Annotated in this window: 27 protein-coding genes; 9 read left to right on the top strand and 18 right to left on the bottom strand. The window is 51.8% G+C overall.

The features are described from left to right. Nucleotide 1: 1 nt before the first annotated feature. The 16 genes from fliM to flgB all read right to left on the bottom strand — a co-directional run bounded on the left by fliM (nt 2) and on the right by flgB (nt 12,846). Nucleotides 2-1,000 carry a flagellar motor switch protein FliM gene (gene fliM / locus ACLQ3M_RS04410; RefSeq protein ID WP_411676490.1) on the bottom strand — a complete coding sequence of 333 codons (999 nt, stop codon included), beginning with the start codon at nt 998-1,000 and terminating at the stop codon, nt 2-4. A gap of 71 nt (nt 1,001-1,071) precedes the next feature. Next, nucleotides 1,072-1,908 carry a flagellar motor protein MotB gene (locus ACLQ3M_RS04405; RefSeq protein WP_411676489.1) on the bottom strand — a complete coding sequence of 279 codons (837 nt, stop codon included), beginning with the start codon at nt 1,906-1,908 and terminating at the stop codon, nt 1,072-1,074. 37 nt (nt 1,909-1,945) lie between these two features. Continuing rightward, nucleotides 1,946-2,779, bottom strand: coding sequence for a motility protein A (locus ACLQ3M_RS04400; protein WP_411676488.1), 834 nt, complete (start codon nt 2,777-2,779; stop codon nt 1,946-1,948). A 27-nt stretch (nt 2,780-2,806) separates the two neighbouring features. Then, nucleotides 2,807-3,025 (bottom strand): flagellar FlbD family protein, encoded by a 219-nt coding sequence (locus ACLQ3M_RS04395; RefSeq protein WP_411676487.1) that lies wholly within the window; start codon nt 3,023-3,025, stop codon nt 2,807-2,809. 72 nt (nt 3,026-3,097) lie between these two features. Further along, nucleotides 3,098-4,072: a flagellar hook-basal body complex protein gene (locus ACLQ3M_RS04390; RefSeq protein WP_411676486.1), complete on the bottom strand. Its 975-nt coding sequence runs from the start codon at nt 4,070-4,072 to the stop codon at nt 3,098-3,100. A gap of 33 nt (nt 4,073-4,105) precedes the next feature. After that, nucleotides 4,106-4,507 carry a TIGR02530 family flagellar biosynthesis protein gene (locus ACLQ3M_RS04385; RefSeq protein ID WP_411676485.1) on the bottom strand — a complete coding sequence of 134 codons (402 nt, stop codon included), beginning with the start codon at nt 4,505-4,507 and terminating at the stop codon, nt 4,106-4,108. A 47-nt stretch (nt 4,508-4,554) separates the two neighbouring features. Further along, a complete protein-coding gene (locus tag ACLQ3M_RS04380; RefSeq protein WP_411676484.1) occupies nt 4,555-5,040 on the bottom strand; it encodes a flagellar hook assembly protein FlgD in 486 nt (161 codons plus the stop codon). Nucleotides 5,041-5,058: 18 nt separating this feature from the next. Beyond that, nucleotides 5,059-6,438 carry a flagellar hook-length control protein FliK gene (locus ACLQ3M_RS04375; protein WP_411676483.1) on the bottom strand — a complete coding sequence of 460 codons (1,380 nt, stop codon included), beginning with the start codon at nt 6,436-6,438 and terminating at the stop codon, nt 5,059-5,061. A gap of 62 nt (nt 6,439-6,500) precedes the next feature. Beyond that, complete coding sequence (locus ACLQ3M_RS04370; protein WP_411676482.1) at nt 6,501-6,956, bottom strand: flagellar export protein FliJ; 456 nt, start codon at nt 6,954-6,956, stop codon at nt 6,501-6,503. 3 nt (nt 6,957-6,959) lie between these two features. Then, nucleotides 6,960-8,261, bottom strand: a complete 1,302-nt coding sequence (locus ACLQ3M_RS04365; protein WP_411676481.1) for a FliI/YscN family ATPase — start codon at nt 8,259-8,261, stop codon at nt 6,960-6,962. Between the two features lie 23 nt (nt 8,262-8,284). Further along, nucleotides 8,285-9,058, bottom strand: coding sequence for a FliH/SctL family protein (locus ACLQ3M_RS04360; RefSeq protein ID WP_411676480.1), 774 nt, complete (start codon nt 9,056-9,058; stop codon nt 8,285-8,287). Next, on the bottom strand, nt 9,051-10,058 hold the full coding sequence (fliG, locus tag ACLQ3M_RS04355; RefSeq protein WP_411676479.1) for a flagellar motor switch protein FliG: 1,008 nt from the start codon (nt 10,056-10,058) through the stop codon (nt 9,051-9,053). Before fliG ends, ACLQ3M_RS04360 begins: the two co-directional genes overlap by 8 nt. Beyond that, a complete protein-coding gene (fliF, locus tag ACLQ3M_RS04350) occupies nt 10,051-11,649 on the bottom strand; it encodes a flagellar basal-body MS-ring/collar protein FliF (protein WP_411676478.1) in 1,599 nt (532 codons plus the stop codon). Before fliF ends, fliG begins: the two co-directional genes overlap by 8 nt. Before the next feature lie 31 nt (nt 11,650-11,680). Continuing rightward, complete coding sequence (fliE, locus tag ACLQ3M_RS04345; protein ID WP_411676477.1) at nt 11,681-11,983, bottom strand: flagellar hook-basal body complex protein FliE; 303 nt, start codon at nt 11,981-11,983, stop codon at nt 11,681-11,683. Between the two features lie 6 nt (nt 11,984-11,989). Beyond that, nucleotides 11,990-12,439 carry a flagellar basal body rod protein FlgC gene (gene flgC / locus ACLQ3M_RS04340; protein WP_411676476.1) on the bottom strand — a complete coding sequence of 150 codons (450 nt, stop codon included), beginning with the start codon at nt 12,437-12,439 and terminating at the stop codon, nt 11,990-11,992. A gap of 26 nt (nt 12,440-12,465) precedes the next feature. Beyond that, the gene (gene flgB, locus ACLQ3M_RS04335) at nt 12,466-12,846 is read right to left on the bottom strand and encodes a flagellar basal body rod protein FlgB (protein WP_411676475.1); all 381 of its coding nucleotides are present in this window, start codon (nt 12,844-12,846) and stop codon (nt 12,466-12,468) included. Nucleotides 12,847-13,288: 442 nt separating this feature from the next. On the opposite strand from flgB, the gene ACLQ3M_RS04330 reads away from it, so the two are divergent. From ACLQ3M_RS04330 to ACLQ3M_RS04295, 8 genes are all read left to right on the top strand, one after another. Continuing rightward, nucleotides 13,289-13,615 (top strand): hypothetical protein, encoded by a 327-nt coding sequence (locus ACLQ3M_RS04330; protein WP_411676474.1) that lies wholly within the window; start codon nt 13,289-13,291, stop codon nt 13,613-13,615. 33 nt (nt 13,616-13,648) lie between these two features. Beyond that, nucleotides 13,649-14,131 carry a flagellar protein FlgN gene (locus tag ACLQ3M_RS04325; RefSeq protein WP_411676473.1) on the top strand — a complete coding sequence of 161 codons (483 nt, stop codon included), beginning with the start codon at nt 13,649-13,651 and terminating at the stop codon, nt 14,129-14,131. 16 nt (nt 14,132-14,147) lie between these two features. Continuing rightward, entirely contained in the window at nt 14,148-16,079 is a 1,932-nt protein-coding gene (gene flgK, locus ACLQ3M_RS04320; protein WP_411676472.1) for a flagellar hook-associated protein FlgK, read from the top strand. A 6-nt stretch (nt 16,080-16,085) separates the two neighbouring features. Then, nucleotides 16,086-17,501, top strand: a complete 1,416-nt coding sequence (flgL, locus tag ACLQ3M_RS04315; protein ID WP_411676471.1) for a flagellar hook-associated protein FlgL — start codon at nt 16,086-16,088, stop codon at nt 17,499-17,501. A gap of 42 nt (nt 17,502-17,543) precedes the next feature. After that, nucleotides 17,544-17,837: a hypothetical protein gene (locus tag ACLQ3M_RS04310; protein ID WP_411676470.1), complete on the top strand. Its 294-nt coding sequence runs from the start codon at nt 17,544-17,546 to the stop codon at nt 17,835-17,837. A gap of 49 nt (nt 17,838-17,886) precedes the next feature. Next, a complete protein-coding gene (gene fliW, locus ACLQ3M_RS04305) occupies nt 17,887-18,321 on the top strand; it encodes a flagellar assembly protein FliW (protein WP_411676469.1) in 435 nt (144 codons plus the stop codon). A 1-nt stretch (nt 18,322) separates the two neighbouring features. Next, a complete protein-coding gene (locus ACLQ3M_RS04300; RefSeq protein ID WP_411676468.1) occupies nt 18,323-18,592 on the top strand; it encodes a carbon storage regulator in 270 nt (89 codons plus the stop codon). Between the two features lie 208 nt (nt 18,593-18,800). Beyond that, nucleotides 18,801-19,976 (top strand): flagellin, encoded by a 1,176-nt coding sequence (locus tag ACLQ3M_RS04295; protein ID WP_411676467.1) that lies wholly within the window; start codon nt 18,801-18,803, stop codon nt 19,974-19,976. A 212-nt stretch (nt 19,977-20,188) separates the two neighbouring features. Here the strand turns inward: ACLQ3M_RS04295 and ACLQ3M_RS04290 are convergent, their stop codons facing one another. After that, nucleotides 20,189-22,321, bottom strand: a complete 2,133-nt coding sequence (locus tag ACLQ3M_RS04290) for a glycosyltransferase (RefSeq protein ID WP_411676582.1) — start codon at nt 22,319-22,321, stop codon at nt 20,189-20,191. A gap of 374 nt (nt 22,322-22,695) precedes the next feature. Between ACLQ3M_RS04290 and eno the strand changes: the two genes are divergently transcribed. After that, nucleotides 22,696-23,973: a phosphopyruvate hydratase gene (gene eno, locus ACLQ3M_RS04285; RefSeq protein WP_411676466.1), complete on the top strand. Its 1,278-nt coding sequence runs from the start codon at nt 22,696-22,698 to the stop codon at nt 23,971-23,973. A gap of 65 nt (nt 23,974-24,038) precedes the next feature. Here eno and ACLQ3M_RS04280 read toward each other — a convergent pair whose 3' ends face one another. Further along, entirely contained in the window at nt 24,039-25,304 is a 1,266-nt protein-coding gene (locus ACLQ3M_RS04280) for a methyl-accepting chemotaxis protein (RefSeq protein WP_411676465.1), read from the bottom strand. Between the last annotated feature and the right edge of the window lie 126 nt (nt 25,305-25,430).

The raw sequence follows: 25,430 nt of genomic DNA, 5'->3' as shown, positions 1-25,430 counted from the left end.
ATTAATAGAGGACTTTCCCTATTTTTACGGCGTACTTTTTCTTTTTTACTCCGATCTGACCGGTAAACCATTTCAGCTTTTCAACCTGAACAGTAACGGACTCGTCCCCCGCCGGAGCATCCAGCGGAATGACGTCGCCCCTGTGCAAATCGATCAGATCCCTCAGGGTGATTTCCGTCTTCCCAAGCACGGCGGAAACCGTCAGAGGCGTGTCCTTCAAGCTGTCGAGAATGTGCTCTCTTCGGCGTTCCTCCTGCTGCGGGTCGAGTTTTCTGTTAATCTTTACATACTTTGAATCAAAGATCTTAAAAATCTCTTCCAAAGAACTGGCGGGAAGACAGATGTTCAAATTCCCCTTCAGCTCGTTGAGTGTGACCTCAACCACGACAATGGCGGCGGACTCATCCGGCTGAATAAACTGGATCAGCTGCGAATTGGTCTCGATTCCGTCCATCGTGTGCTCCACATCGAAATAGTTGGCCCACGCGTCCTTTAAAATGGGTGCGATCTCCCGGAACAGATAATCCAGAAGGGAGAGCTCAATCTCCGTGTAATCACGGTCGATTTTATAACCGCTCCCGCTTCCGCCGAGCATCCGGTCCAGAATACTGAAAGAAATGGGTCTGGACATTTCGACCAGAATCTGCTTGTCTTCAATGCCGTATTCGGCGCTGTGGAGACCCATGACTCCAATCAGGACGGAATCGCTCAAAGCGTTTCCGAATTCCTTATATTCCTCTTCCTCAACCTGCAGCACCTCCGCCTGGCAGTTCATGCGCAGAATTCCAGACAAATGAAGGCTGAAAAGGCGTGAAAAGCTTTCAAATATATTCTGCAGGAGCCTGATCTGCTCTCGTGTAAACTTTTTAGGTGACAGAAAATCATAATCCTTGACTTTCGGTCCGGAGGTCTGCTCTTCAATCTCCTGAAAATCCATGCTGCCGCTTTGCAGACTTCCAAGCAGATCGTCTATCTGCTGCTGCGACAATACTTCCGCCATATGTACCACCATTCTTTAGCTAGGATTCTGAAACTGTCTGTACGGCCCGGCGCCGCGGCGCCGGGAAATTTTTACCCGCCTGCCGACGAAGCCTGATTCGAGGCCTTGATTTCCTCATATACCTTGTCCAGAACATCGACCGTCTTGCCGGTTTTGGAAAGATAAATTTCCACCCTCCGGTTTTTGGCTCTGGTCGCCTCGGTCCCGTCGTCCGGTACAATCGGGCGGTATTCGCCGTAACCCTCGCTGACCATCTTTGCTCCGCTGATAATCCCCTTTGCCTGTACATACAGCAGCACGTTTTTCGCCCTGTCGTCGGAAAGGCCGCGGTCAAACGCCTGCCGTTCCGGCGTGTTCGTCGCCGAAACCTTGGCCGTATGCCCATAGAAACGGATTTCGCCGATCTGGTCCGGAATGTTGGACATCGCGTCGCAGAGGAAATCGAGGATCACCTTTCCCTGCGGGCGCAGAGTGGAGCTGTCGCCGTCGAAAAAGATGCTGTTTCGAAAGGAAAGAAACGTGTACCCGTCCCCCTTGTAAATCTTCACGCTGCTGTCGAGATGGTTGTCTTCTATGTATTTTTTCAGATAAGCGTAAAGCTGGTCAAAATCCGTTACCTTGTCGACCGGCTTGGATTCCTCGCCCAGCCCTTCGTCCGGCGCGGCCGCACTCGGCGCTTTCGAGACGACGTTGGACGACGGGTCAATAACCACCTGCTGTTCGCTGTTGACCTGGGTTTTTGCGATGTTGGCCGACAGCGCGACAACCAGCTTCTGCCATTTACTGGAGTTTAAAGTCGACATGGAGAACAGAAGAACAAAAAAGGTAAGCAGCAGCGTCACCATATCGGCATAGGTATCCAGCCAGCTGGGGCCGCCGGAAGAATCATCCTGTTTCTTTTTTCTCATTTTACCACCTCAATCCCCCATTATATGTTCATGAGCGCTATTTTTTGCTCTTTTTTTCCTTTTTACCCTTCTTGCCGGGCTCCGTTTCCTCTCCCCTTTCCCGTTCGCAGAGGAACGCTTTCAGCCGCTGCTCAATATGCTTCGGATTGTCGCCCGCTTGAATGGCGACGACCCCCTCCACAACGATTTCTTTGCAGAGTCGTTCCTCGTTGTGCCGCATATGCAGCTTGTGACCGACCGGAACCAGAATCAGGTTCGCAAGCAGGGACCCGTAGAAGGTGGTGATCAGCGCGACGGACATTCCCTGCCCCAAAGCGTTCGCGCCGCTGGTGGAATCCATATTCAGGTTCCCCAGCATGTTAATCAGACCGATCAGCGTACCGATCATGCCGAACGCCGGCGCAAACGTTGAGGCTTTTTCAAAAAACTGCCAGCCTTGGGAATGCCGTTCGTCCAGGGAATCCAGTTCATTGTCCAGCATCTCTTTCACTTTTTCCGGATCGATCGCGTCCACAATCAGCAGAATGCTGTTCTTAAGAAAGGAATCGGAGTCGTTCAGCCCGTTTGCCTTTTCCTCCAGAGAAAGCAGTCCCTTTTTCCGCGCTTCCTGTGCAAAGTCCACGATCATGTCGATGTATTTTTTGGGGTCGTAGCGGTTCCTCTGAACGGCTATTTTCAGCTGGGCGGGGATTTTCTTGAAATAGGAAATCGGGAAAGCAATCAGGGTGGAGGCAATGGTTCCGCCGATGGTAATCGCCATGCTCTGATACTCAATGAAGCTTTTCATCGCGCCCATGTCGGTCAGGCCCGTAATTCCGTAGAAAATCAGGCCCAAGCCGGCAATAAGACCGATAATTCCTGTAAAATCCATGAACAAACACTTCCCTGAACCTTAGATTTAATCCTGAGGCCTGAGCCCTTCAATACAGATCATATTTTTGTAAATCATGCGCTGATAGGAGATGATTTTTTGAATGATTTCCTTTCGCTCTTCCTGAACCAGGTAATATTTTCCCGTCGTGAGCGAAATTTTGGTTTCCGGTATGTTCTCGATCGTCTCGATCAAATTGCAGTTGAGCAGAAACGGCGCGCCGTTGAGCTGCGTGAGTTCGATCATTTTCCTTCCCCCCAGTCGGATGATCACCGCGGTTCCTTCCCGGTTTTACCCGGGAAGGGGCGGTGCGTTTCCTTAACGGACCATATTTACAAGGGTTTCAAGCATCGTATCCGAAACCGTAATGATCTTGGAGTTCGCCTGATAGCCGCGTTGGGTGGAGATCATGTTGGAAAATTCATTCGCGAGGTCCACGTTGGAGGATTCCAGCGCGCCGGTCACCAGCTTTCCGGTAGCACCGCTGCCCGGAGTGGCATAGGTGGCATCGCCGGAGTTGCTTGTGTCTTTATAGTAGTTTCCGCCCTCCTGCTCAAGACCGCCCGGATTAGAGAAATGGGCCAGTGAAATTTGGCCAACCGTTACCACTTTACCGTCACCGTTTGTCGCCGTTATGGTCCCATCAGCAGCAATAGCAACAGCACTGAGTGTGTCTTTACTTGGACAATAATGAATATATTCCGGTCCGCTTGTCGAAATATCGTCAAGTGTATCACCACTGAGTGCCGCTTCAGCAGACTGAACAACACTATTACCAGCCCCACAAACTCGATTTCCATGTCCATCTACCAAGTAGCCCTCACTATCAAATGAAAGAGCGCCAACACGAGTGTATTGATGACTGGGTGGGACAAGACCTGTCGGTTTACCATCGCCGATGATAAAATATCCCTCGCCGTTGATATAGCAGTCGCCGCCGAACCCTGTGGTTGCCATGCCGGCGCGTCCGGTATCGACCGTAACCGAGGAAGCGGTGGAACCGTAGCCGACCTGGCTCGGGTTGATGCCGCCCGTACCATTATCAGTAACATTGCCTTGGCCATCTTTTGTAAGCCCCGGCGCCGTCGCGCTGGTCAGGGTCTGGTACAGCACATCGCTGAACAGGGTACGCGACGCCTTGAACCCGTAGGTGTTGACGTTCGCGATATTGTTGCCGATTACATCCAGCGCCGTCTGGTGGGCCTTCAGTCCTGCCACGCCGGAGGACATTGCTCTCATCAAAGCCATTGTATTTTCTCTCCTTTTTTCGGAACCGCCGGGCTTCTCCGTCATTCAAAGCCCGATAACCCCCTTACAAAGGTCCGGTTATAAAATCACGGCTCCATCGATGTTTGTAAAAATGTTTTCTTTCATTTCCCCGCCGTTCATCATCGTGACGACCGTCGAGCTGGGAATATTGACGATAAACGCGGTGTCTCCGCTCATCATCAGCGCGTCGCGGACGCCCTTGGTTTTTGCTTTTTCCGCCGCGCCGCTCATCCGCGCCATCAGTTCGGGGGAAACTTCAATCTGCCGTTCGTCCATACGCTGCAGAGCATGTTTGGAAAAAGTCAGGCCGCCCTGCCGTACGGTTTGCAGGATTTCTGAAAAACTGCCTTTTCCTGCGGAGTCGGTTTGCCGGGTTTTCGGATTCTGGATTTCCGGCTGAACCGGATACGTTGGGCCGATCCAGGCGGAATAGTTTTTCCGAAACTGGATGTCGTTCATGATTTCGCCGCCTTTGGATTGATTGAATTACGAAGGTTCCGGCAGTTTCAGGTGCCGCCCTCAGAGCCGCCGTTCGACCCGGTTTCGTTCAAAACCATGACCACGTCGGTCAGCTTGTAAGACGTGTTGTCGCCCTCCAGCAGTATGCCGCAGCCGTCGGAACCGAAGGCCGTGCTTTCGACAACGCCCTTTTTCATCACGTACTGCCCGGTCTTATCGTATGTCCCCATTTCCACGGTCTTGCCGACCAGAGACGCCGCGTACTGCCGTTCAGAGTAGGTGGTCAGCTGGCTCATCGCCTGCAGGGACGAAAACTGCGCCAGTTCGGAAATGAATTCGGTATTGTCCGTGGGGTTCATCACATCCTGATTTTCGAACTGAGCCGCCAGAAGCTGCAGGAAATCGTTCATGTCCAACGAAGAACCGGATGACTGCGTTGAGGTTGAGTTGTTTGCCGACGATTCCAGCCCGGAGGTGCCGGAAGAGTAGGTTCGCCCCAGAGTCCCATATCCTGTAATTCCAAGGTTATCCAAGTATTTTCCCTCCTTTTGTTACCGCGCAAACGCGCCGATCTGCTGAATCATGGTAAGAAAATCGCCTGTGCTCAGCTCCGAGGAAACGGAGCCGATTCCCTCCGGCCTGCCTTTACGGGGTTTCTCGCGTTCGCGGCCCTGATTCCCGGAATTTCCTCCGCCGCCGTCCTGAGGCTGCCCGTACCACTGCGCCGCCTGCTGGTTCGGAATCACTGTCTGCACGTTCTGTCCGGTGGAAGCCTGTAAAATCGTACGGATTTCTGCGGAGCCTGAGAGAAGCAGGCTTTGGGTCTTTGGGTCGGCCGCCAAGATTTCAACGGTAAGCAGGCCGTTCTGCGAGGTCATCTTCAGCGAAACCTTTCCAAGCGACTGCGGGTAAAGATCCATTTGGAACTCGTTTTTCCCGTTTTGCAGCTGATAGGCAGCCGTATTCGCCACCTGATGAACCGGGGACGGAGCCTGGGCCGCTTCGCCGGAAACCTTGATGACAATGTTGCCGGTGCCGTAAAGGTTGGAAAGACTGTCGGTCGCCGCCGTGGCGTTTCCTTTGCCGTCTTCCCCGGATCGGCCGGTTTTGCCGTCTCCGCCCGATTGGCCCAAACCCGCGCCGCGCACCTGCGTTTTGACGTCCTGAATTGTCGGATCTGCCGTTGCGACGGGATTCAAAACGGCCGAAGATTGATCGGCTGAGTCCGCGGTGTTCGCGGCCTGCGCCGCTCCGTCCGGAACCGTTCCGGCTGAAATTCCCTTACTTTCGGTCTTAGGAGGTTGGCCGGAGGACGATGCCTTTGTCGGGACTCCGCCCGATTGACCGGATTCCGCCGAGGTTTTCGCCCGTGCGTCCGCCGTGCCGTTTGGTTTCGTTCCCTGTTGGGAAGCAGCCTTTCCATTTACGGGGACCGCCGCCTGAGTGCCGGAAGTCCGCACGGATTTCGCAGGGGGCTGTTTTCCATCGGGTACGGAGGGCAGGTTTCCCTGTGCAGCCGTTTCCGCCGGCTGCTCCGCACCGGAAACAAGGGCTGCGCCCGCCGTTTTAGAGGCTTCCTGAGCAGCCGCCTGAATTCCGGCGATCTGCCCCTTTTGCGTGCCTCCGTCTTTCCCATCCGCCGGAGAATCAACTGTCTGAATCTTTCCCGGCGCAATAAAAAGAGCGGATTCCTGCGGCGAGGGGGACGCAGCTGTTACACCCTGCTTCGACTGCCCTCGGTCCGATTCGTCCGTTTTTTGAGCCTGTTTCTTTGTTTTACCGTCTTCCGCCTTTTTTGATGCTTTGGAGTCCGACTTCTGAACGGCGGATTTCAGCATGGAACGAAATTCGTCCGTTTCACGCGGCTGACTTTCGCCCGCCGGTTTTGTCTGGGGCACATTCATGCTTTGCGCACTGATCTGCTGTATCATGTTCACTCACCTCCTTTCACTGAAATTGATCTATCTAAAATGTAATTAGACAGCGAAACTGTTCAGGCCGTCCGGCATTCCGAGGCGTCCTTTTTCCGAGAGACAAATTCTTCCACAATCAGTTCCTGCTCCTTGCGGCCCTGGGCCTCATAGTCCTTCAGTTGTGAATCCTTAAGCTTTTCCAGGCCGGAGATATCGCTTTTCATATGGACGATCTCCTCCTGCTTCGCGGCGGCGGCCCTTTGCGCGGCCGTCCTCTGCGATTCCAGCATTCTGCTGCGGCGGTCCAGCTCGACAAAATAGCGCTTGTACACCGCAATGCCGCAGGGTTCCACACCAGTCTTCATTTGAAGAGTCAGGGTCCGGTTCAAATCGGAATACTCCTGTTTTACTCTGGTAATTTCCTCTTCCAGTTCCCGGATTTTCATTTGAAGCTGCGCCATTTCATTCTTCAGCATATCCAGTGATTCCTTTTTATACCGAAGGACGTTTTCAAGGGAAAAGACAAACTTTTTCATGTTTTAAATCCCTTTCATCTGGTTTTCGGTTTCTTCATAGGAAAACGACTCGTCAACCCTCTGCATCAGGAACCGGTTGATCCCGTCGATTTTACCGACTGCCTCGTCAAGCCTTTTATTCATGCCGGGTTTATAGGCTCCGATGGAAATCAGGTCGTAATTCTGATTGTACACGGAGAGAAGATTTCTCAGCCGTGAGGCGGACGCCTGATGTTCCTCTGAGGTAATATCCGTCATCAGGCGGGAAATACTGGATCCCACGTCGATGGCGGGGTAATGGTTTTTCGCGGCAAGCGTTCTCGAAAGCACGATATGCCCATCCAGAATGCCGCGCACGGTGTCCGAAATCGGCTCGTTGGTGTCGTCGCCTTCCACCAGGACCGTGTAAATCCCGGTGATGGAGCCCGTCATAAAGTTTCCGCTCCGTTCCAAAAGCCTGGGCAGCTGCGAATAAATTGACGGCGTGTAACCCCTTGCGATAGGAGGCTCACCCGTCGCGAGCCCGATTTCCCTTTGGGCCATGGCAAAACGCGTCAGGGAATCCATCATCAGCAGAACATCCTCCCCCCTGTCGCGAAAATACTCCGCGATGGCCGTCGCGACAAAGGCGCATTTCGCGCGGAACATGGCCGGCTGGTCGGAGGTCGCCACGACCAGCACGGAGCGGGCCAGCCCTTCCTCTCCCAGGTCCTTTTCAATAAATTCCTTTACTTCTCTGCCGCGCTCGCCGACCAGCGCGATGACATTGATGTCCGATTTGACATTTTTCGCGATCATCCCCATCAGGGTGCTTTTCCCGACGCCGCTGCCGGCGAAAATCCCGACCCTCTGTCCCTTGCCGATGGTCAGAGTCCCGTCGATCGCCTTGATGCCGAACGTCATGGTTTCACTGATGCGGGGCCGGTCCAGAGGATTGACACAGGGGGATTCCACATCGTAGTACATTTCCGGTTCAAAATCCCCCAGGCTGTCGATCGGATTACCCGCGGCATCGACGGTCCTGCCTTTCAGGCATTCGCCGACCGGAACCCGCAGCTTGTGGCCGGTCGATTCCACGATGCTGCCCGGGCCCACGCCGCGGATATCCCCGTACGACATCAGCAGCACGTTCCCGTCGCGGAAACCGACCGCCTCCGCTTCGACCACGGGCCCGCCCGTCTGGCCGCCGATGGTGCAGATATCCCCGATTTTGGCGTCAAGGCCGGTGGTCTCTATCATCATCCCGACGATGTTTTTCACTTTTCCCTTGTAGCAGAGCGGATCAATCTTCGTGACGATCTCGCAGGCAGCCCGCAAATCAACCATACGGCCTTTCCTTTCAAACGTTTTTACTGTTCCGAACGTTCGGATTCATGCATCGCCGACTGTATTTTGTTCAGCTGCGTATCGACTCCCGCGTCGATCACCTGATCCGGCATTTCGATCACACAGGCTTCGTCCCCAATCCCCGGCGTTACGACCACTTTGACATGATCCGAGACAGATTCAAGCTCTTTTGCGATGGAAACGTCGGCTTTGGTCAGCAGCTTTGCCGTGTTTCCGGAGACATAAATGCGAACCCACGCCTGATTCCGGTAGGAATCGACTGCGTTTTGAACAATGGCGTGCAGAACGCCGGGGTCGGCTTCCATTTCTCTTTTGATAATTGTCTTCGCGATGGTCACCGCAAGATCCGTCAGATCCGATTCGAATTTTGTAAGAATCTCCGTCTTGGATTTTTCAACGGAGCGGATCATTTCGGAAAGCTCGTTCAGGCGGGTCTGATTCTCCTCGTCGGCCCTTTTCTCTCCTTCGGAAATCCCCTGGCGCATTCCGGACTGCAGCCCCGTTTTCTCTCCCTCTTCGCGGCCGCGGGCAAAGCCGTCCTGGTATCCCTGCTTTTTTGCTTCCTGAAGTTCTTCTTCCACCCGCTGAGCGCAGTCGCGCAGCTGGGCCGAGCCGTAACTTTGCGCCGATTCAATAATTTGTTTGGCTTTCTGGAACGCCTCCTCCAGAATCAACTTGCTTTGTTCTTCCGCCGACGCATGGCCGCCGTCCGCTGACTGAAATACCGGTTCTTCCATAAACAGACCGTACTGGGAGGCTTTAATGACCTTACTCAATAATTTCATCCTTCCCGCCCTTAGAAATTACCAGTTCGCCCTCGCTTTCCAGACGGCGGATTACGCCGACAATACGCTGCTGCGCTTCTTCCACATCCCTCAAGCGGACATTATGTGTATATTCCAGGTCGGATTTGACCGTTTCGGCAGAGCGAGAGGACATATTGCTGAAGATGGTATCTGCGACCTCTTTATTGGCTCCTTTCAGCGCATAAACAATATCCTTCGGGTCCACTTCCCGCAAAAAGCGCTGAATAGACATGCTGTCCAGAATAACAATATCCTCGAAAACAAACATCTTCTGCCTGATTTCTTCGGACAGCTCCGCGTTCTTGCGGTTGAGGTCGTCGAAAATGGATTTTTCATTGGTGCGGTCCATATTGTTCATGATGTCGGCCACATAGTCGACCCCGCCGAACTGAGTCATATCGACGCTCATGACATTGGAGAATTTATCGGAAAGATTGTTTTCTATAATTTTTACAACGTCCGGAATAATCCGGTCCATTGTCGCGATCCGCTGGACGACGTCCGACTGCTTGTCCGAGGGAAGGTCCGCGATGACCGTCGCGGCCTGATCCGCGCGCGCATACGAAAGAATCAAAGCAATCGTCTGCGGGTGTTCGTTCTGGATGGCGGTCAACAGGTTTTTGTAATCCGCCTTGCGCAGAAATTCAAACGCCTTTGACCGCAGCGACTTGGTGACGCGGTCCAGCAGCGAGACCGCCATCTGTGCGCCGTAGGCCTTTTCCAGCACGTTGCGGGCATATTCCACCCCGCCGTCCGTAATGACCTTTTGCGTCAGGCAAAGGTTGTAGAAGTCGCCGAGAATTCCTTCCATCGCATCGGGCGGAAGATTGGTCGTCCTCGCGATTTCGAGCGTAAGCTGCTCCACTTCTTCTTCATGGAGATATTTATAGATTTTGGAAGCCGCGTCGGACCCCAGAGCGATGATGACGGAGGCTGCTTTCTGTGCTCCTGAAATTTTATGTTCAGGCATTGTCGTCCTCCCCCTTCAGCCAGCTGCGAATCAGCTGGGCAGCAATTTCCGGATTCTGGGCCGAAAACTCCTGAAGGTCTTTCCGAACCTTCTCCTCTTTTCCGCCGGTCGACTGACGAATCTGCTCGATGGATTCCGTAGGAGCGTCCGAAATTCCCGCGCGCGAAAGGCCGTCCAGATTGACTTCCTCTCCCTGCATCAGCTTCTCTTCCAGTTCTTTCGCCCGCTTTTTCCTGCGCCTTGCAAGAAGAACGACCGTAAGAATCACAATTAACAGGAATCCGCCGGCCCCCGCGGCCAGAAGGCGCCAGTCAAACGGCAGAGCGTAGCCGGCCGGCTGCGCGTTGGCGGGCTGCGCGGAGCTGTAAAAGCTCTTGCTCATAACGTCCACTTTATCGGCGCTGACACCGGAAGCAAAAGCCACCGCGTTTTTCAGGCTTGTCACTTCCGCGTCCGTCATCCCGGGGTCGTTGACAATAATGGAAACCGTTACGTCCTGCAGCGCCGCGGCGTCGCTCTGAATCTGCTCCTGAACCTGACTGACCAGATATTTATAGGATTTGTTGTCTTTTGTCGTTATGATATTTCCGTTTACCGTAACGCCCGGATACGTTGTTGTCTCCGTATTGGATTCTGTTCCGGCGGTCCCGCCGCCCGAGGAGCCGTCTCTTGTCTCCTCATGCTGTTCCGTACTTTCGCTGACAACTCCCTTTCCGTCGCTGGTGGTCGGCTGATATGTGACGATGTTCTGAATCTTTTTGTCAAGATCCATCTGGCTTTTTACGCTTATGCTGATATTGTTCTGCCCGTAGATTTCCGCCAAATGATTCATAATCTTTTTTTGCAGGCTGTCTTCATACTGCTGTTCAACCTTCAACTTGAATTCCGTCATGTCCATCTGGACGCTGTTGGAATTGTCGGAATCCGCGGAATTCAGTTCCTCCCCGGTCGAATTGTCGATGACGGAGACGTTTTCCGTTTTCAGGTTCGGAACACTCTTCGCAACCAGCTGCTTGATGCCGTTGACCTGTTTCGCGTTCAGACTCTGCCCGGATTTCATTTTGACCGTAACGGAAGCGGTGGGCGCGTTCTTCTTATCGTCCCACGCATAGTCCCCTTCGTCCGGAATGCTGATGGTAACATAGGCGTTTTCAATCGGGTCCAGCGTTTTGATTACGGCTTCCAGCCTTTGGTTCATCTGATATTTTTCAATGACCTTTTTTTCGTAATCCGTCGTCATGACCCCGACATTACTGGTAAAGAAATTGTAATTCGGCGCAGATTTCGGATATCCTTCATTGGCAAGCTGCATCCGCATCGAATCTTCTTTGTCCGACGGAACGTAGATTGAGTTGTCGGATTCCTTATAGTCTACTCCGCTGTCCTTCAGCTGCGCCATAACCGCCATGGCCTCGTCATGATCCAGCCCCGAGTAGAGAACCACATATTGCGTGCGGTTCAAGAGCAGTCCCAGAACGACGGAAAGCAGGACGACCCCTCCCAGGGAGATGAAAATGATTTTTTTCGTTTTAGCGGACAGTTTTACCCAAAAATTTTTGATTGGTTGTATGTATTTCTTTAATTCATTCATCCGGATTTGAACCGCCCTTTACGAAAATTCATCAAACGCTCATTCTCATGATTTCGTTATAGGAATCAAGCACCTTGTTGCGCATCTGCACCAGCAAGTCAACGGAAAGGCTGGCTTTCTGGGACGCAATGACGACATCATGCAGATTGTCCGACTGTCCCGTGGTCATTTTGTAGACTTCGGTATTAAGAGTGGCATCCGTTTGCTTCACATTGTTGACGGCGTCTTCAAACAGGGACTGGAACGGAAGGCCCGCGGGCTGTGCGGCGCTGCCGCCGGACGCGCCCATGTCTTCCAAGGGATTAATTTTCTGAATAGGCACAATTTGATTCATGATTTATCACTTCCCCATCTCCAGCGCTTTGCTGGCCATGCTTTTCACCGCGTTGAACGCGTTAATGTTCGCCGAATACGCTCTTGTCACCGACATCATGTCCAGCGTTTCCTTTGTCACGTCTACATTCGGCTTCTGTACATAGCCCTGAGCGTCCGCGTCCGGGCTGGATGGGTCGTAGACCGTGGTAAACGGGGTCTGGTCCTCGACGATTTCGTCGACCCTGACTCCTCCCGGCGCTTTTGAGGAAGCGCTCAGTTCATTGTTCAGGAGGGAGCCGAAGCTGTCCCCTTCGGAATCCTCCGCATGGTAAACCACCATTTTCCTCCGGTAGGGTCCGCCCGCGTCGGTGCGCGTGGTGGAAGCGTTCGCGATATTCTCGGAAATAACGTCCATTCTGAGCCGGCTTGCTTTCAATGCCGAGCCGCTGATATCCAGCGAGCTGAGAAAAGCCATCAATAAAACCTCCTGCCAATTTTACGTTACGAACCCCCGCCGATCGCGGTTTTCAGCCTTGAGAAAGAGTCCGACAGTTCCGCCAAAGAATAGTAGTAATTCAGCTGCGTCCTGGCAAGCTCAATATTCTGCTGTTCCAGGTCCACTCCGTTTCCGTCCGCGCGGAACATCTCGTCCTGCGCGACGGTCGTTTCCGGGTGAACCTGATCGATCCCGCTGACCATATTACCGGAAGTTCCTCCGGCCTCGATTTCATTCTGCAGCTGATCTTCAAACGACACACTCTTTGTCTTGTAACCGGGCGTCTCAAAATTTGCGATGTTGTCTGAAACCACCTGCTGCCTGGCCCAAAGTCCGTCCAAATCTTTATTGAGCAGCGATGTTGTTACACTGTCGATCCAGTTCAAGCTCGTCACCTTCTTTCAGAAAAGAATAAAAAAACATTAAAAATGAATATTTATTTACATTGCTTTTTTATACCTATTGTAGCAGATTTTCTTGTTCTTCTGGAAACAACTCCAAATATTGAAGATTTTGAGGAAAATATATTGTTAGTAACAGGATATATTATCATATATAATACGACAAAAGTCAACAGATTTCGGTGCAAAAAAAATTTATTTCTCTGTAAAATTTAGATAAAAAACCAAGTAAACGCTTAGTAAGCTATTGTTACTTTTTAATGCTTTTGTTTCTGTCTTCGACAAAAAACGCATTTGCTTTCTAGTAACTATGAATTGATCCGGCCCGCAAACAACTCATACGGTGAATATTCCATCTATTTCTGCGGCAGTAAGCTAAATTTTTGAAATGACCGACCGATAAACGCTATAAGAGGTGAACGTTTGGATGCTGATCAAAGATTCTGGGTTTTCCATTACCCCATTTGCACAAATTAACACAAAAAGGAATACGGGCAAAACAGGGACGGTTCAACCATCGACCTCATCGTTTGCCGGCTCTTTGGGGCAGGTTTCCAAAACCGACAAGATTGAACTGTCCTCCCGCGCGGAGCGGCAGGACGCATTTCTCGGCGGTCTGAAAGACAGCATCCGGGAAGATATCGCCAGGGACTCCGGCGCGGCAAAGCTCAATTATCTGAAAGAATCCGTCGGGAACGGAAGCTACAAAGTGGACTCCGGCCTGCTGGCCGGTCTGCTACTGTTCGACGAATAAATTTGTTTATGCGGAAGGGGGAAAATCCGGGCTATGATGGATGAAAAAACGTCCGGCAGCCTGATTTCTTATTTCAATAAACTGCTGGATTTCTACCAGAAATTTCTGGGACTTGAAAAGGAAAAGCTGGATGATCTGCAAAACGGCAGGCTGGACCTGCTGGACGAATGCCTGAAACGGGAGCAGGCTTTTGTGCTGGAGGCTCGCGGGCTGGAGCAGGAGCGCGCAAAGCTGATGGACCTGACGCCTCAGCCCGACGCCCAGTTTCGCGCGCTCATCCCGCAGTTTCCCGGCGAATACCGGGAGCAGGCCCAGGCTTTGTTCCGTCGGCTCTCTTCCGTACTGGAGGAGATGAAAGAGACAAACCAGCAGAACACCGTTCTGCTTGAGCAAAAGCTCCATGCGGCGTCCGCTGTAATCGATAAACTCAAAAACCGGTCGGAGCTGCGGAAAACCTATGACGAGAAGATCAGGGACGGCAGTCAGCCTCCCGCATTTCTTTCCACAAAAATATGAATAGGCGGTGTGTGCCTTGAGTACAACATTTGACGGATTATATATTGCAAAAGGCGGAGTGCAGGCGGCACGAACCAATTTGAATACCACAGGTCAGAATATCAGCAACGCCAACACCCCCGGTTATACTCGGCAGCGCGTGGATCAGAGCAGCGTTGCTCCGACCAGCGTCAATATGCTTTACGCGGGCATCGGGGCTATCGTGGGCGAGGGCGTAACGACAACCGGGATCAGCCAGCTCCGAAATCCTTTTCTGGACGGGCAATACCGCATGCAAAACGCCCAGTGCGGCCTGACCTCCACGCAGCTCAGCGCACTTCAGAATATTGAAGAAGCATTAAATGAAACTTCAACAGACGGAATCAATGCGGCATACAGCAACCTGATTAAGCAGTTGCAGGGGTTGACCTCCACTGGCAGTTCCTCCGCAACGGAAAGCACGGTGAAAGAATCGGCTTCCCTTCTTGCGACAAAGTTCAACACGGCAGCACAGCAGCTCCAGACCATTCGGAATCAGCAGTACGACTATCTGGATCAGTACGGGGTGAACAAGGTCAACACGCTTTTGAAAAACATCTCAAGCCTGAGCGACCAGATCAAAGACGCCGATATTGCCGGCTCGCCCGCTCTGGAGCTGTTGGATCAGCGAAACCAGATGATCGACGAGCTGTCGCAGTATGTCAATGTAAAGGTCACAGAGACGCCAACCGATGTCGGTGCCGGTAAATCGGTCGATACGATGTCGATTTATCTGGCAGACAACAATGGAAATGCACTGACGGACAGCAACGGGGGTCCGTTTACCCTGGTAAGCGGAAAACAGTACGCAAAGCTGAATATTTCATCCAACAGCGATCATACGGACGTGAAAATTCACATGTCCGGTCTGACCTCGGACGGCAGTAATTTTTCCGCAATATCCGGAATGGTTTCGGTTGACTCCAAAGGTCTGCTGAAGTCCGACACAAATTCGACCTACGACTTTTCTTTGGGAGGCGGCTCTCCCGTCTCCGTCTCGATCGTGGCTTCCGCCGGCGACAGTATGTCCGATTTGGTCTCCAAAGCCCAAAATGCCATTGACGCTTCTTCGCTGTCCGGAAAAGTCACCGTGGGACTGTCCGGCGACGGAAAGCAGCTCACCTTTACGTCGACCGACGGCGGCAGCCTTTCCAGCTCCCTAAACTTTGCGTCCGTAAACAATGTTCTGAATCTTTCCAATGCTTCTTCCGAAGACTCGGGCTTGGCGAACAAGGATATTCAGGGAGGGAGCTTGGACAGTTACCTAAAACTTCTCAATGAAAACGGAGAGTACGATACCCCCTCTGGAGAAGCAACAAAAACCAGCCGGGGGATCGGATATTACGAAAACATGTTGAACACCCTTGCGCAGAAGCTGGCCAGCGTAATGAACGCCGACAACAGCACCAACGACGCCGGGGACAACAAGCCCCTGTTTACAGATTCCGACGGCAACACAGCGGACATCACCGCCGCTAACATCCGGATTGCCCCGAAATGGGGCGACCCGAAGTGGAGCGACGGATACCTGACCCTGTCCAAAGACCCATCCAATCCAGGAGACAACGCGAGCGGTTCCAACACCAATATCACGAAAATCATCTCCGACCTGACCACGACCAAATACGACGTAAAAACCCCGAACGGGATCGCATTGTTCTCGGGTACCCTGCAGGAAGCGGTTTCCAATCTCTCACTGAATCTTGGTCAGGATATCGACTCTATCAATTCTCAGGACGCGACCAATTCCAACATGCTTGGAAAAATCGCCTCCCGCCGCCAGTCGCGATCTTCCGTGGATATCAATGAAGAAGCCATTAACCTGATCGTTTTTAATCAGTCTCTCTCGGCATCCGCGCGGTTTATGACAACGGTGGATGAATGCCTGAACACACTGATCAACAACATGGGAATCGTAGGAAGGGGATAACAGTTTATGAGAATTACAACCGGAATGATCTCCAGCCAGTACAATAAAAGCCTGAACCTTGCCTTTGACCGCCTGAACAAGGCAGGGATCGCATCTACGGATTTCCGGCAGTTTGAAAAGCCCTCAGACAATCCTTTTCTCGCGGGCCAGGCTTTTCAGGTCCGCCGCCAACTGGACCTGAACGAGAATTATTCCTCCAATATCGAAAATCTGAACGGCATGATTTCATCTGCGGACACGGCGGTTCAAAAAATTGTGAACGTCTTTTCCAACGCAAACAACCAAAGCGCTCTGGAAGGGATCAACGGGGCCACGCCGCAATCCGCAAGAAATACGCTTGCGGACAATCTCATCAGCATGCGGGACTCTCTGGTTTCCACCATGAACGCCCAGTACAGCAACCGCTACCTCTTTTCCGGCGCAGGCGGGGAAGGCGAGGCTCCGTTTACGCTCGACGGCAGCGGCAATCTTTTATACCGCGGAATCAATGTGGATACCGGCGAAAACACCAACGGAGCCTCGACCACCGTCAGTTACAATTATACCGACGGGGGCGGAAAGACAACACAGAAATCAATGCAGATCGATTTTGGGACAGGAATCTACGACAAGCTGAACGGCTACACCGTATCCATTACCTCTGGCGGCGGCTCAAACGCCGTTTCGGTCGACGCCGGTGCAAAAACGATTTCGATCACCACGCAGACAGGCGCCACCAAGCAAGACCTTCAGGACCTTTTGCAGGGAGCCGGCGGAGACACAACCTTCTCCTCCGCACTGAGCGCGGCGGGCGTCACGGGCATCACTTCCGACGACCTGTCAAAGATTTCGATCGGCAACCTTGACGAAACCGGTGGAGACGCCGTACAGACCAGCACGTCCTCCACTAAAATCACCAATATGGTGGACCTTGACGAGCTTGCGGGAGAAACCTCCTATGTGGATATCGGTCTTGGAATCAAAACGGACGCGAACGGAAACGTAGTCGATCAGAGCGCCTTCAACGCCGCGCTGCCGGGAATCAGCTACCTCGGTTACGGCATGGTCACGAAAGACGGGACAAGCGTTCCGAAAAACGCCTATTCCCTGATGACCAAAATGGCCGCAACCCTCAAGGATTCAAGCTTAACGGGTGAACAGCTGATGGACACAATGAAGCCTTATATGGACAGCTTCACCGATACGCAGGACACCCTGTTTAAAGCCAATTCGGAGCTTGGCAACAAGGAGACTCTCCTGAAAAGCACAAGCAATTACATTACCAATGTCAACCTGAATCTGCAGACCAGGGACGAAAGCGTGGAAAGCGTCGACCCCGCAACCGCCTTTTCCAATCTGGCCTGGGAAAAATTCAGCTATCAGGCGGCGCTGCAGGTAAGCAGCAGCATTCTTCAGCCTACTCTGCTTGATTTCATGAAATAACGCCCGCGCAGAACACAGACGGTCCAACGGAAGGAAATCCATATGCTGATTGCCATTGAACGCCGGGATATTCCAGTCTGCGACACAATCAGCCGGAATCATCCCGGCGTTGGCGTCGCGTTTATGCCCGCCGTACCGCTGCGCTTCCAGCTGGAGCCGCGCGAGCTTCGGCTTCAGGCGGAATCCGGACGGCTGCGTTATGAACTGAGCCGCGAGAACTACAGGGATTCGCAGTCCGCGACGACGTACGCAATCCGGTCTTACCGCGAAACCGCGCGGCTGTACGAATCCGCCCCTGATACGCGGGAAGACGTGGTTTTTAACGAACTTGCCTGACCGAAACTCGGCCGGGACGCGGCGTTACGCCGCCGGGAAAGGAGCCTCCATGAAACAGGAATACCCCGGGACCCGGACGGGCTCCCGGAATATCATTCGGTTTGAAAACGGGATTTACGGATTCGAGTCGGTGAAGGAATTCATCCTGCTGCAGCGGGATGAATCGCAGATCATCTGGTCGCTGCAGGCGGCTCATGACGCGTATCCTTCCCTGATCGTCGTCAATCCTTTTTTTGTTTTTAAAGACTATGCGCCCTCTCTTTCTCCGGAGGACTTGAAACGGCTGGGGAACCCAAAGCCGGAGGACCTCTGTTTTCTGGCGGTTGCAGTGATCAAGCGGGAACTCAAAAACTCCGTGGTAAACCTGAAAAGCCCCATTGTCATCAATGCGCCGCAAAAAACCGGGGCGCAGGTCATTCTGGAAGAAAGCAGCTACCCGGTTCGCTGCAGGCTGTTCTGCGGCGCCGCCGCGGGGAGGGAATGACATGCTGGTGATCACAAGGAAAACCTCCGAATCCATCCTGATCGGCGACGATATTGAGATCGTAATCACGGAAATCGGCGCGGAACGGGTCAAAATCGGAATCAGCGCCCCGAAGGGCGTTCCGATTATGCGCAGGGAACTTCTGGAAACCCGCGAGCTGAACCGCGAGGCCAGCGCGTCCTCCGGAGATTTGCAGATGGAAAAGCTGCTGCGGCTGCTGCACCCTGACAAGCTGGTAGCGCCAAACGGTGAAAAAAACGAAAAAAAATAGAAAACAGCCTAAAATTATCCGCCTATCGGTCGATATATGGGATAGAATCCGAAGGAAGGATTTTCCGATTGGTATTCGCCTTCACAAGGGCCCGTGAGGCGAAACCAACGGGGATGTTTCCCAAGGACAAAACGGAAAGAGAAAGGATTCTCTTTCCCCGCGAACGGCGGCTGCGCCGCGCGGAAACAAATTCAGGAGGAATATAATTATGCGTATTAATCACAACATTTCCGCTTTAAACGCTTCCAACCGCTTGAAGGCAAACGATAACGCCATCAGCAAAAACCTGCAGAAGCTGTCTTCCGGCTACCGCATCAACAGCGCCGCCGACGACGCCGCGGGCCTTGCGGTTTCCGAAAAAATGCGCGCCCAGATCAACGGCCTGAACCAGGCGGAAGACAACGCGCAGAACGGCATTTCGCTGGTACAGACTGCCGAAGGCGGCCTGAACGAAACCGAATCCATCCTGCAGAGGATGAACACGCTGGCGGTTGAGTCCTCGAACGGCACCTATAAAAACGAAACGGACCGCGCCAACCTGAACATGGAAGTGGATGCCCTGAAGTCCGAAATCGACCGAATTTCCACCTCCACAAACTTCAACGGCATCAACCTGCTGGATGGTTCGCTCGGCTACACCTTGGATGACAGCGACGCCAAAACTAACATTGCCGGCCTTGCCTCTGTCGCATTCGAGGGAGGTAATCTGGCTAAAGATGATATATTGACCGTTTCTGATGACGGTTCGCACGTTATGACTGTAACAGCCGCCGAGGGAGGAAATCCCATCACCGGCCTCTCGTTTACAACTGTGGCGACAACCGATAATGTAGCGGGTTCCTACACCATTAAGGCGAAGATTGACGACGACACCGCTACGGCTGCAACGAAAGCTAAATACGACGGTTTGACCATTACGGTGAATACCAATACGGACTATGCTACCGCATCAGCTACCGGCAATGCTAAAGTTTCTGCCAGTAATGTCCTGTCCCTGCAGATCGGTTCCGACAACAAGACAGATCAGCGCGTTTCGCTTACGCTCGGCGATATGAGTTCCAAAGGCCTTGCCATTCAAAACGTTTCCATTGCCACTCAGGACGATGCAAAAGCTGCGATTGACACCATTAAGAACGCGATTAACACGGTTTCCGCTTCACGCTCCAAACTCGGCGCTCTGCAGAACCGTCTGGAACACACCACCAACAACCTCTCCACCATGAGCGAGAACCTGACCAGCGCGGAAAGCACGATCCGCGACGTGGACATGTCCTCCGAGATGGTCGACCTGACCAAGAACCAGATTCTGGAGCAGGCCGCTACCTCCATGCTGGCACAGGCCAATGGCCAGCCGCAGAGCGTTCTGTCCCTGCTGAAAGGCTAATTTCGGTTTTTGACCCACAAAGAATAGTGAATAGGGCTTCCGGAAAACCCGGAAGCCCTGTTTTTTTATCTGTGGCTTTTCCCTCTACTCGGCATCCTCTTTCCTGCCCGGCGCAATAATAAGAAAATTGGCGGGAGCCGCCAACAGCCGTCCCGCCGAAAACCTTAAATTTTCCTAGTATGACACCAATGAACACACGCAGGCTCAGACTGTTACTGCGGCAAACGCGCGGCCAGTTCGTTCATATCCGGTTCCGTGTGAGTGATGGTCCGGAACTTGACGACATCGGGGTCGTTCGGCAAAAGCGCGGCCAACTGAACTGTGTAACGGCCCGCCTCCTTAAGATTTCCCTGCGAAATCAAGTCTTGAATGTTTTTCTTAACCTGTGCCGCCAGAACATTGAATTCTTCTGCCTTTTCCATGCGAAGCTTTTCTTCTTTTTCAAATTGTTCCAGCAAAAGAGAAATCTGCCATTTCATGACCGGATAGCAGTCCAACGCCAATCGCAGATTGGCAAGATAGGTCTGATCGTCATCTTTATCCCGTGCGGAAAGCGCTAGTCCCATGTAATAACCGAAACGGTGCGCTCGCGGCAGCACGGCGATACGGTCCGACAAAAGCAATTCCGGACGGTACAAAGCCCGTACATACTTTGCGCTCTGCCTGGCGTATTCTTTAAAAACTTCGATTTCTTCGCTCTCTGTTTCAAAAGGATTGTCTTTTGACAGCAATATTTTTTCCCTGAACACAATTTCCCAGTAAACGCCCTGTGTACTGTCAAAGGAGTAGGAGTTGAAATATTTATGAATGATTTCAAGAAAATCGGAATGCACTTGATTCATTTTTGCGGCATAAAATTTCAAATCATCCATGTCAATTTTTGAAATCAGCGGCATCAGATTAACAGTTTCCTTCATCGCATAATAAATTACATCGGAAAATATCGTGTTCCATTCTCCATCCCACTGAAAGAACCAATTCAATTCTATCAGGACTGCTGTTCTGTCATCTCTTTGTTCCGCTGACCGCAGCCGGCAAAGGCGAACATACGCGTCCCTATCCCACGGAATGGAAGCGAGAGCCGCTGCCGCTGCAGCCGAATCGGTCTCATCCAGCAGCAGAACTGATTCGATATTTGTGAGCAGAGCTGTTCTGTTAGGAATTTGTGAAGCAGCTATTTTTTGATAGATATCAACTAATTTCCCCCAATCGTTGATCTTCTCACATAGCTGAGATACTAAACGCAGCATGGGACTGAAAGACTCTTGAAGCTGAAAATCCAGCTGGTCAATGACCGACTCCGCCGACTTTACATCATTCATAAAAAGATACGTCTGTGCCAACAAATGAAGTACATTGGCCTTATAAATCGGACTGACAAAAAAGAGCTCTTCGTATAAAAGCATTGTTTTGTCAAGCTGACCCGACTGATATTTTTCCCAAACGTCCAGATAAGCATTTCCGTAAAACACGGCATGTTCATAATCTGTTTTTACATATGCCGAAGCTTGCGCCATATAATAAAAATCCAGCCATGGAATTTCTATATGATGGGATTCGTGGCAAAAAAAGGCATCTACCACTTCCAAAACGTCTCCATATCTCTTCTCAAAATATTTGGCTCTCACTAAACTACGATTCAGGAAAATTTTTGATGCTCGATTGGGATTCTTTTTTTCCGCTTCAAGTCCAAATTTGCAGCATTCTTCTACCAAATCCATTTCACCGGTACCAAAATACTCGTTGGCTAATTCTCTGTAAGCCCGGTAATCATCTGGATTATCGTTTACAGTTTTTAAAAGCAAATCCATGTTTCGTTTTGATTTTTTCATTTTTTCTTTTATGTTTTGAAAAGCGTACCCGTAATGGTGAGCATAATCCTGAACAAATTTTATCGGCTGCATGAATGGTATCGTTTCGTGTACAATTCCAGAAAAACACACGCCAGGATAGTCTCGCAGTACGCGCATTGCGTTAAAGTCTCGATAACTATTACCTGACAGATTGAAGTAATTCCTAATAATATACGACACCGACCCGTATTTGTCGCATTCCCCGCTTGTAAAAAATTCAATCAGCTCATCCGTGTTTTCAAACCACTCGTCGCCGTCGAGGAACATGAACCATTCCCCGCGCGCCTCTTTCAAGCCAGTGTTGCGGGCGGCGGAAAAGTCGTCGCACCACTCGAAATGGATGATGTGGTCGGTGTATTTTTTCGCGATTTCCACCGTTGAGTCCGTGCTGCCGGTGTCGGTGATGATCAGTTCGCTTTCGACCGCCTCCATCAGCGGCTTTAAAGAGCTCAGGCAGCGGTCCAGCGTTTTCTCCTCATTTTTTACGATCATCCCGATGCTCAGCCGGATCGGGTGCCCGTGGTATGGGCCGCCTCCCGCAGACAAAGTAGTTTTTAAGGCATTTGAGGATTGGTTTCTTTTTATATTTGCTTTCATAAATGGATTCCTCCGATCAATCAAAAAAGTGCCGTTCTAATATATATCGGCACCATCCGGCAAAGTCTTATCATATTTCATAAAACAGACCGTTAAAAATGCGATGACAAAAGGAAAGAATAACGGGCCGATTCCTTTTGGTTTGCGAAGCATCCGCATTTATTCAAAATAATTTCATAGAACTATGCTTGACTTCACATACTAGGTATGCTATGTTATGGATAGAGTAAGTTTCTGCTAACTTTTGGCAATGGAAAGAAGGTTCAAGCATGTCTGATGATAGAATTAAATCTGTTCAGGGTCTGGAGATAATTGATTCGCGGGGCAACCCGACCGTGGAAGCCACGGTTGAACTGGAAAACGGCGTTACCGGACGGGGCGCCGTGCCCAGCGGCGCCTCCACCGGGACCTATGAGGCGCTGGAGCTTCGTGACGGGGATAAATCCCGTTTCGGCGGAAAAGGCGTTTTGAAAGCAGTTGGAAACATCAACGGGCCGATTTGCAACGCCATTCAGGGATTGAATGCCACCGATACGGCGGCCATAGACGGTACGCTTCTCAAGGCAGACGGTTCAGAGGACAAGTCAAACCTCGGGGCAAACGCGATCCTGGCTGTATCCCTTGCGGCCGCAAGAGCGGGGGCAAATGCACTCGGGCTGCCTCTGTACCGCTTTCTGGGCGGAATCAGCGCGAACACCCTGCCCGTACCGATGATGAACATTTTAAACGGCGGCGCGCACGCCGCAAACAACGTGGACATTCAGGAATTTCTGATTATGCCGGCCGGCGCGCAGTCTTTCCGCGAAGGCCTGCGCTGGTGCGCGGAGGTATTCCATACGCTCGCGGGAATTTTAAAATCAAAAGGGCTGTCCACCTCGGTCGGCGATGAAGGAGGCTACGCGCCGAACCTGGAAACCGACGAGGAAGCGATCGAACTGATTCTGCAGGCGGTTGAAAAGGCCGGATACAAGCCCGGAAAGGATTTTGTTTTGGCCGTGGACGCCGCCGCCAGCGAGTGGGCTTCCACAGAAGGCTACAAACTTCCGAAACAGGGAACGCGGTACACAACGGATCAGCTGATCGCTTACTGGAAAAACCTCGCCGGTAAATATCCGATCCGTTCCATTGAGGATCCACTGGGCGAAGAGGATTGGCAGGGCTGGGCAAAGATTACGGAGGCGCTTGGTTCCGGCATCCAGCTGATCGGCGACGATCTGTTCGTAACCAACACAAAGCGCCTGGAAAAAGGAATTACCATGAACTGCGGCAATTCGATTCTGATTAAACTCAATCAGATCGGTTCCCTGACCGAGACGATCCGGGCGATCAAAATGGCTCACGGCGCAGGCTATACGGCAGTCGTCTCCCATCGATCCGGCGAAACGGAGGATACCACCATCGCCGACCTGGCCGTTGCGATGAACGCGGGTCAGATTAAGACGGGAGCCCCGAGCCGCAGCGAGCGCGTGGCAAAGTACAACCGGCTTTTGAGAATTGAGTCCCAGCTGGGCGTCGGAGCCGTCTACCCCGGCATGAACTGTTTTTAAAACCGACATCCGAAAATAAATGAAAGGAGCCCGTGAGGGCTCCTTATTCCTGTTTGTTTTCATTTTTATTTTGCTCTGAGTTTGATCCAGTCGACCTCACCCATCAGCGATTTGGACTGCGCGGAAAGCTCTTCGCTGGCGGCCGCGCTTTCCTCCGCCGTCGCGGAATTTGTCTGAATCACGGCGGAAACCTGTGAAACGCCCTGGGTAATCTGGCCGATCGAGGTTGCCTGAGCGTTGGAGGCCTGTTCGATGTTTTGAATCATCCCATTGATATCCTGAACTTTTTCAGCAATGCCGGAAAGCGCATGCGCGGTACCGTCGGCCAGCGAACGGCCCTCCTTTACCTTTTCTATGGAATCGCCGATCAGTTCGCTGGTCTGTTTTGCCGCGTCCGCGGATTTTCCGGCCAGCGAACGCACCTCGTCCGCGACAACGGCAAAGCCCTTGCCCGCTTCGCCAGCCCTTGCGGCCTCGACCGCCGCGTTCAGCGCGAGGATATTGGTCTGGAATGCAATATTATCGATCACTTTGATGATTTTTCCGATCTCATTGGAAGAATTGCTGATTTCGTTCATTGCCGACAGCATCTGCTTCATTCTGCCGTTGCTTTCCTTCACTTCCTGTGCGGTTTGGTTCATTGAGCCCGCCATACTGCTGATCTGAGAAGTATTCTGGCGGATTTTGTCGGAAACATCCGTAATTGACGCCGAGAGCTCCTCAATGGAGCTGGCCTGTTCGGTCGCACCCTGCGCAAGCGACTGGGAACCGTCCGCGATCTGTTTTGCCCCGTTGTTGACCTGCTCCGCAGAGATTTTGACATTTCCGAAAATCCGGTTCATATTATCCAGGATAATATTCATCGAATCTGAAATCGGCTTAAAATCCCCTCGGAAATGCCTGACCGGCTCAAAATCGCATTTTCCGTCAGCCATCCCAAGCAGGACGGTGGAAATTTCTGATACAACATGGTCCAGCCGGTTGAACGCGAGTTTCAGTGACTCTGCCAACCTGCCGATTTCATTATTTGCGTCATAATCGACGGCGACTTTCAGGTCACCCTCCGCAAACTGCCTTGCGCAGTTCTCCAGTTCTCCAATCGGCTTTGCAAGACCGTCCGAAAGTTTATAACACAGATACGCAGAAAGGCACAATCCAACTAATTCCAGTATGAGGACGATAACGAAACAGGTCTTCGCGTCTTTCATATGGTCCAGTCCATAGAGTGCGCAGAATGAAATGATCGCCATGATAAGATTCACAATGGAAAAGCCGCCTATTAATTTGTGAGAGATTTTCATGTTCTTGATTCTCAGGCTGATTTTTTTCATGTCCCTTTCTCCATTCCTTTTTATAAAATAAAATAGATTTTTTAGTAATTGTTTATTAAATTCTATTTTAAATCACTTTTCTAACCGGATAAATCAAGTATAGGATGCAACGGTGGACTTGTCAAG

Source organism: Caproicibacter sp. (genome assembly GCF_046707225.1).
GTDB lineage: Bacteria > Bacillota > Clostridia > Oscillospirales > Acutalibacteraceae > Caproicibacter.
This window is presented reverse-complemented; position numbering and strand designations above follow the sequence as displayed.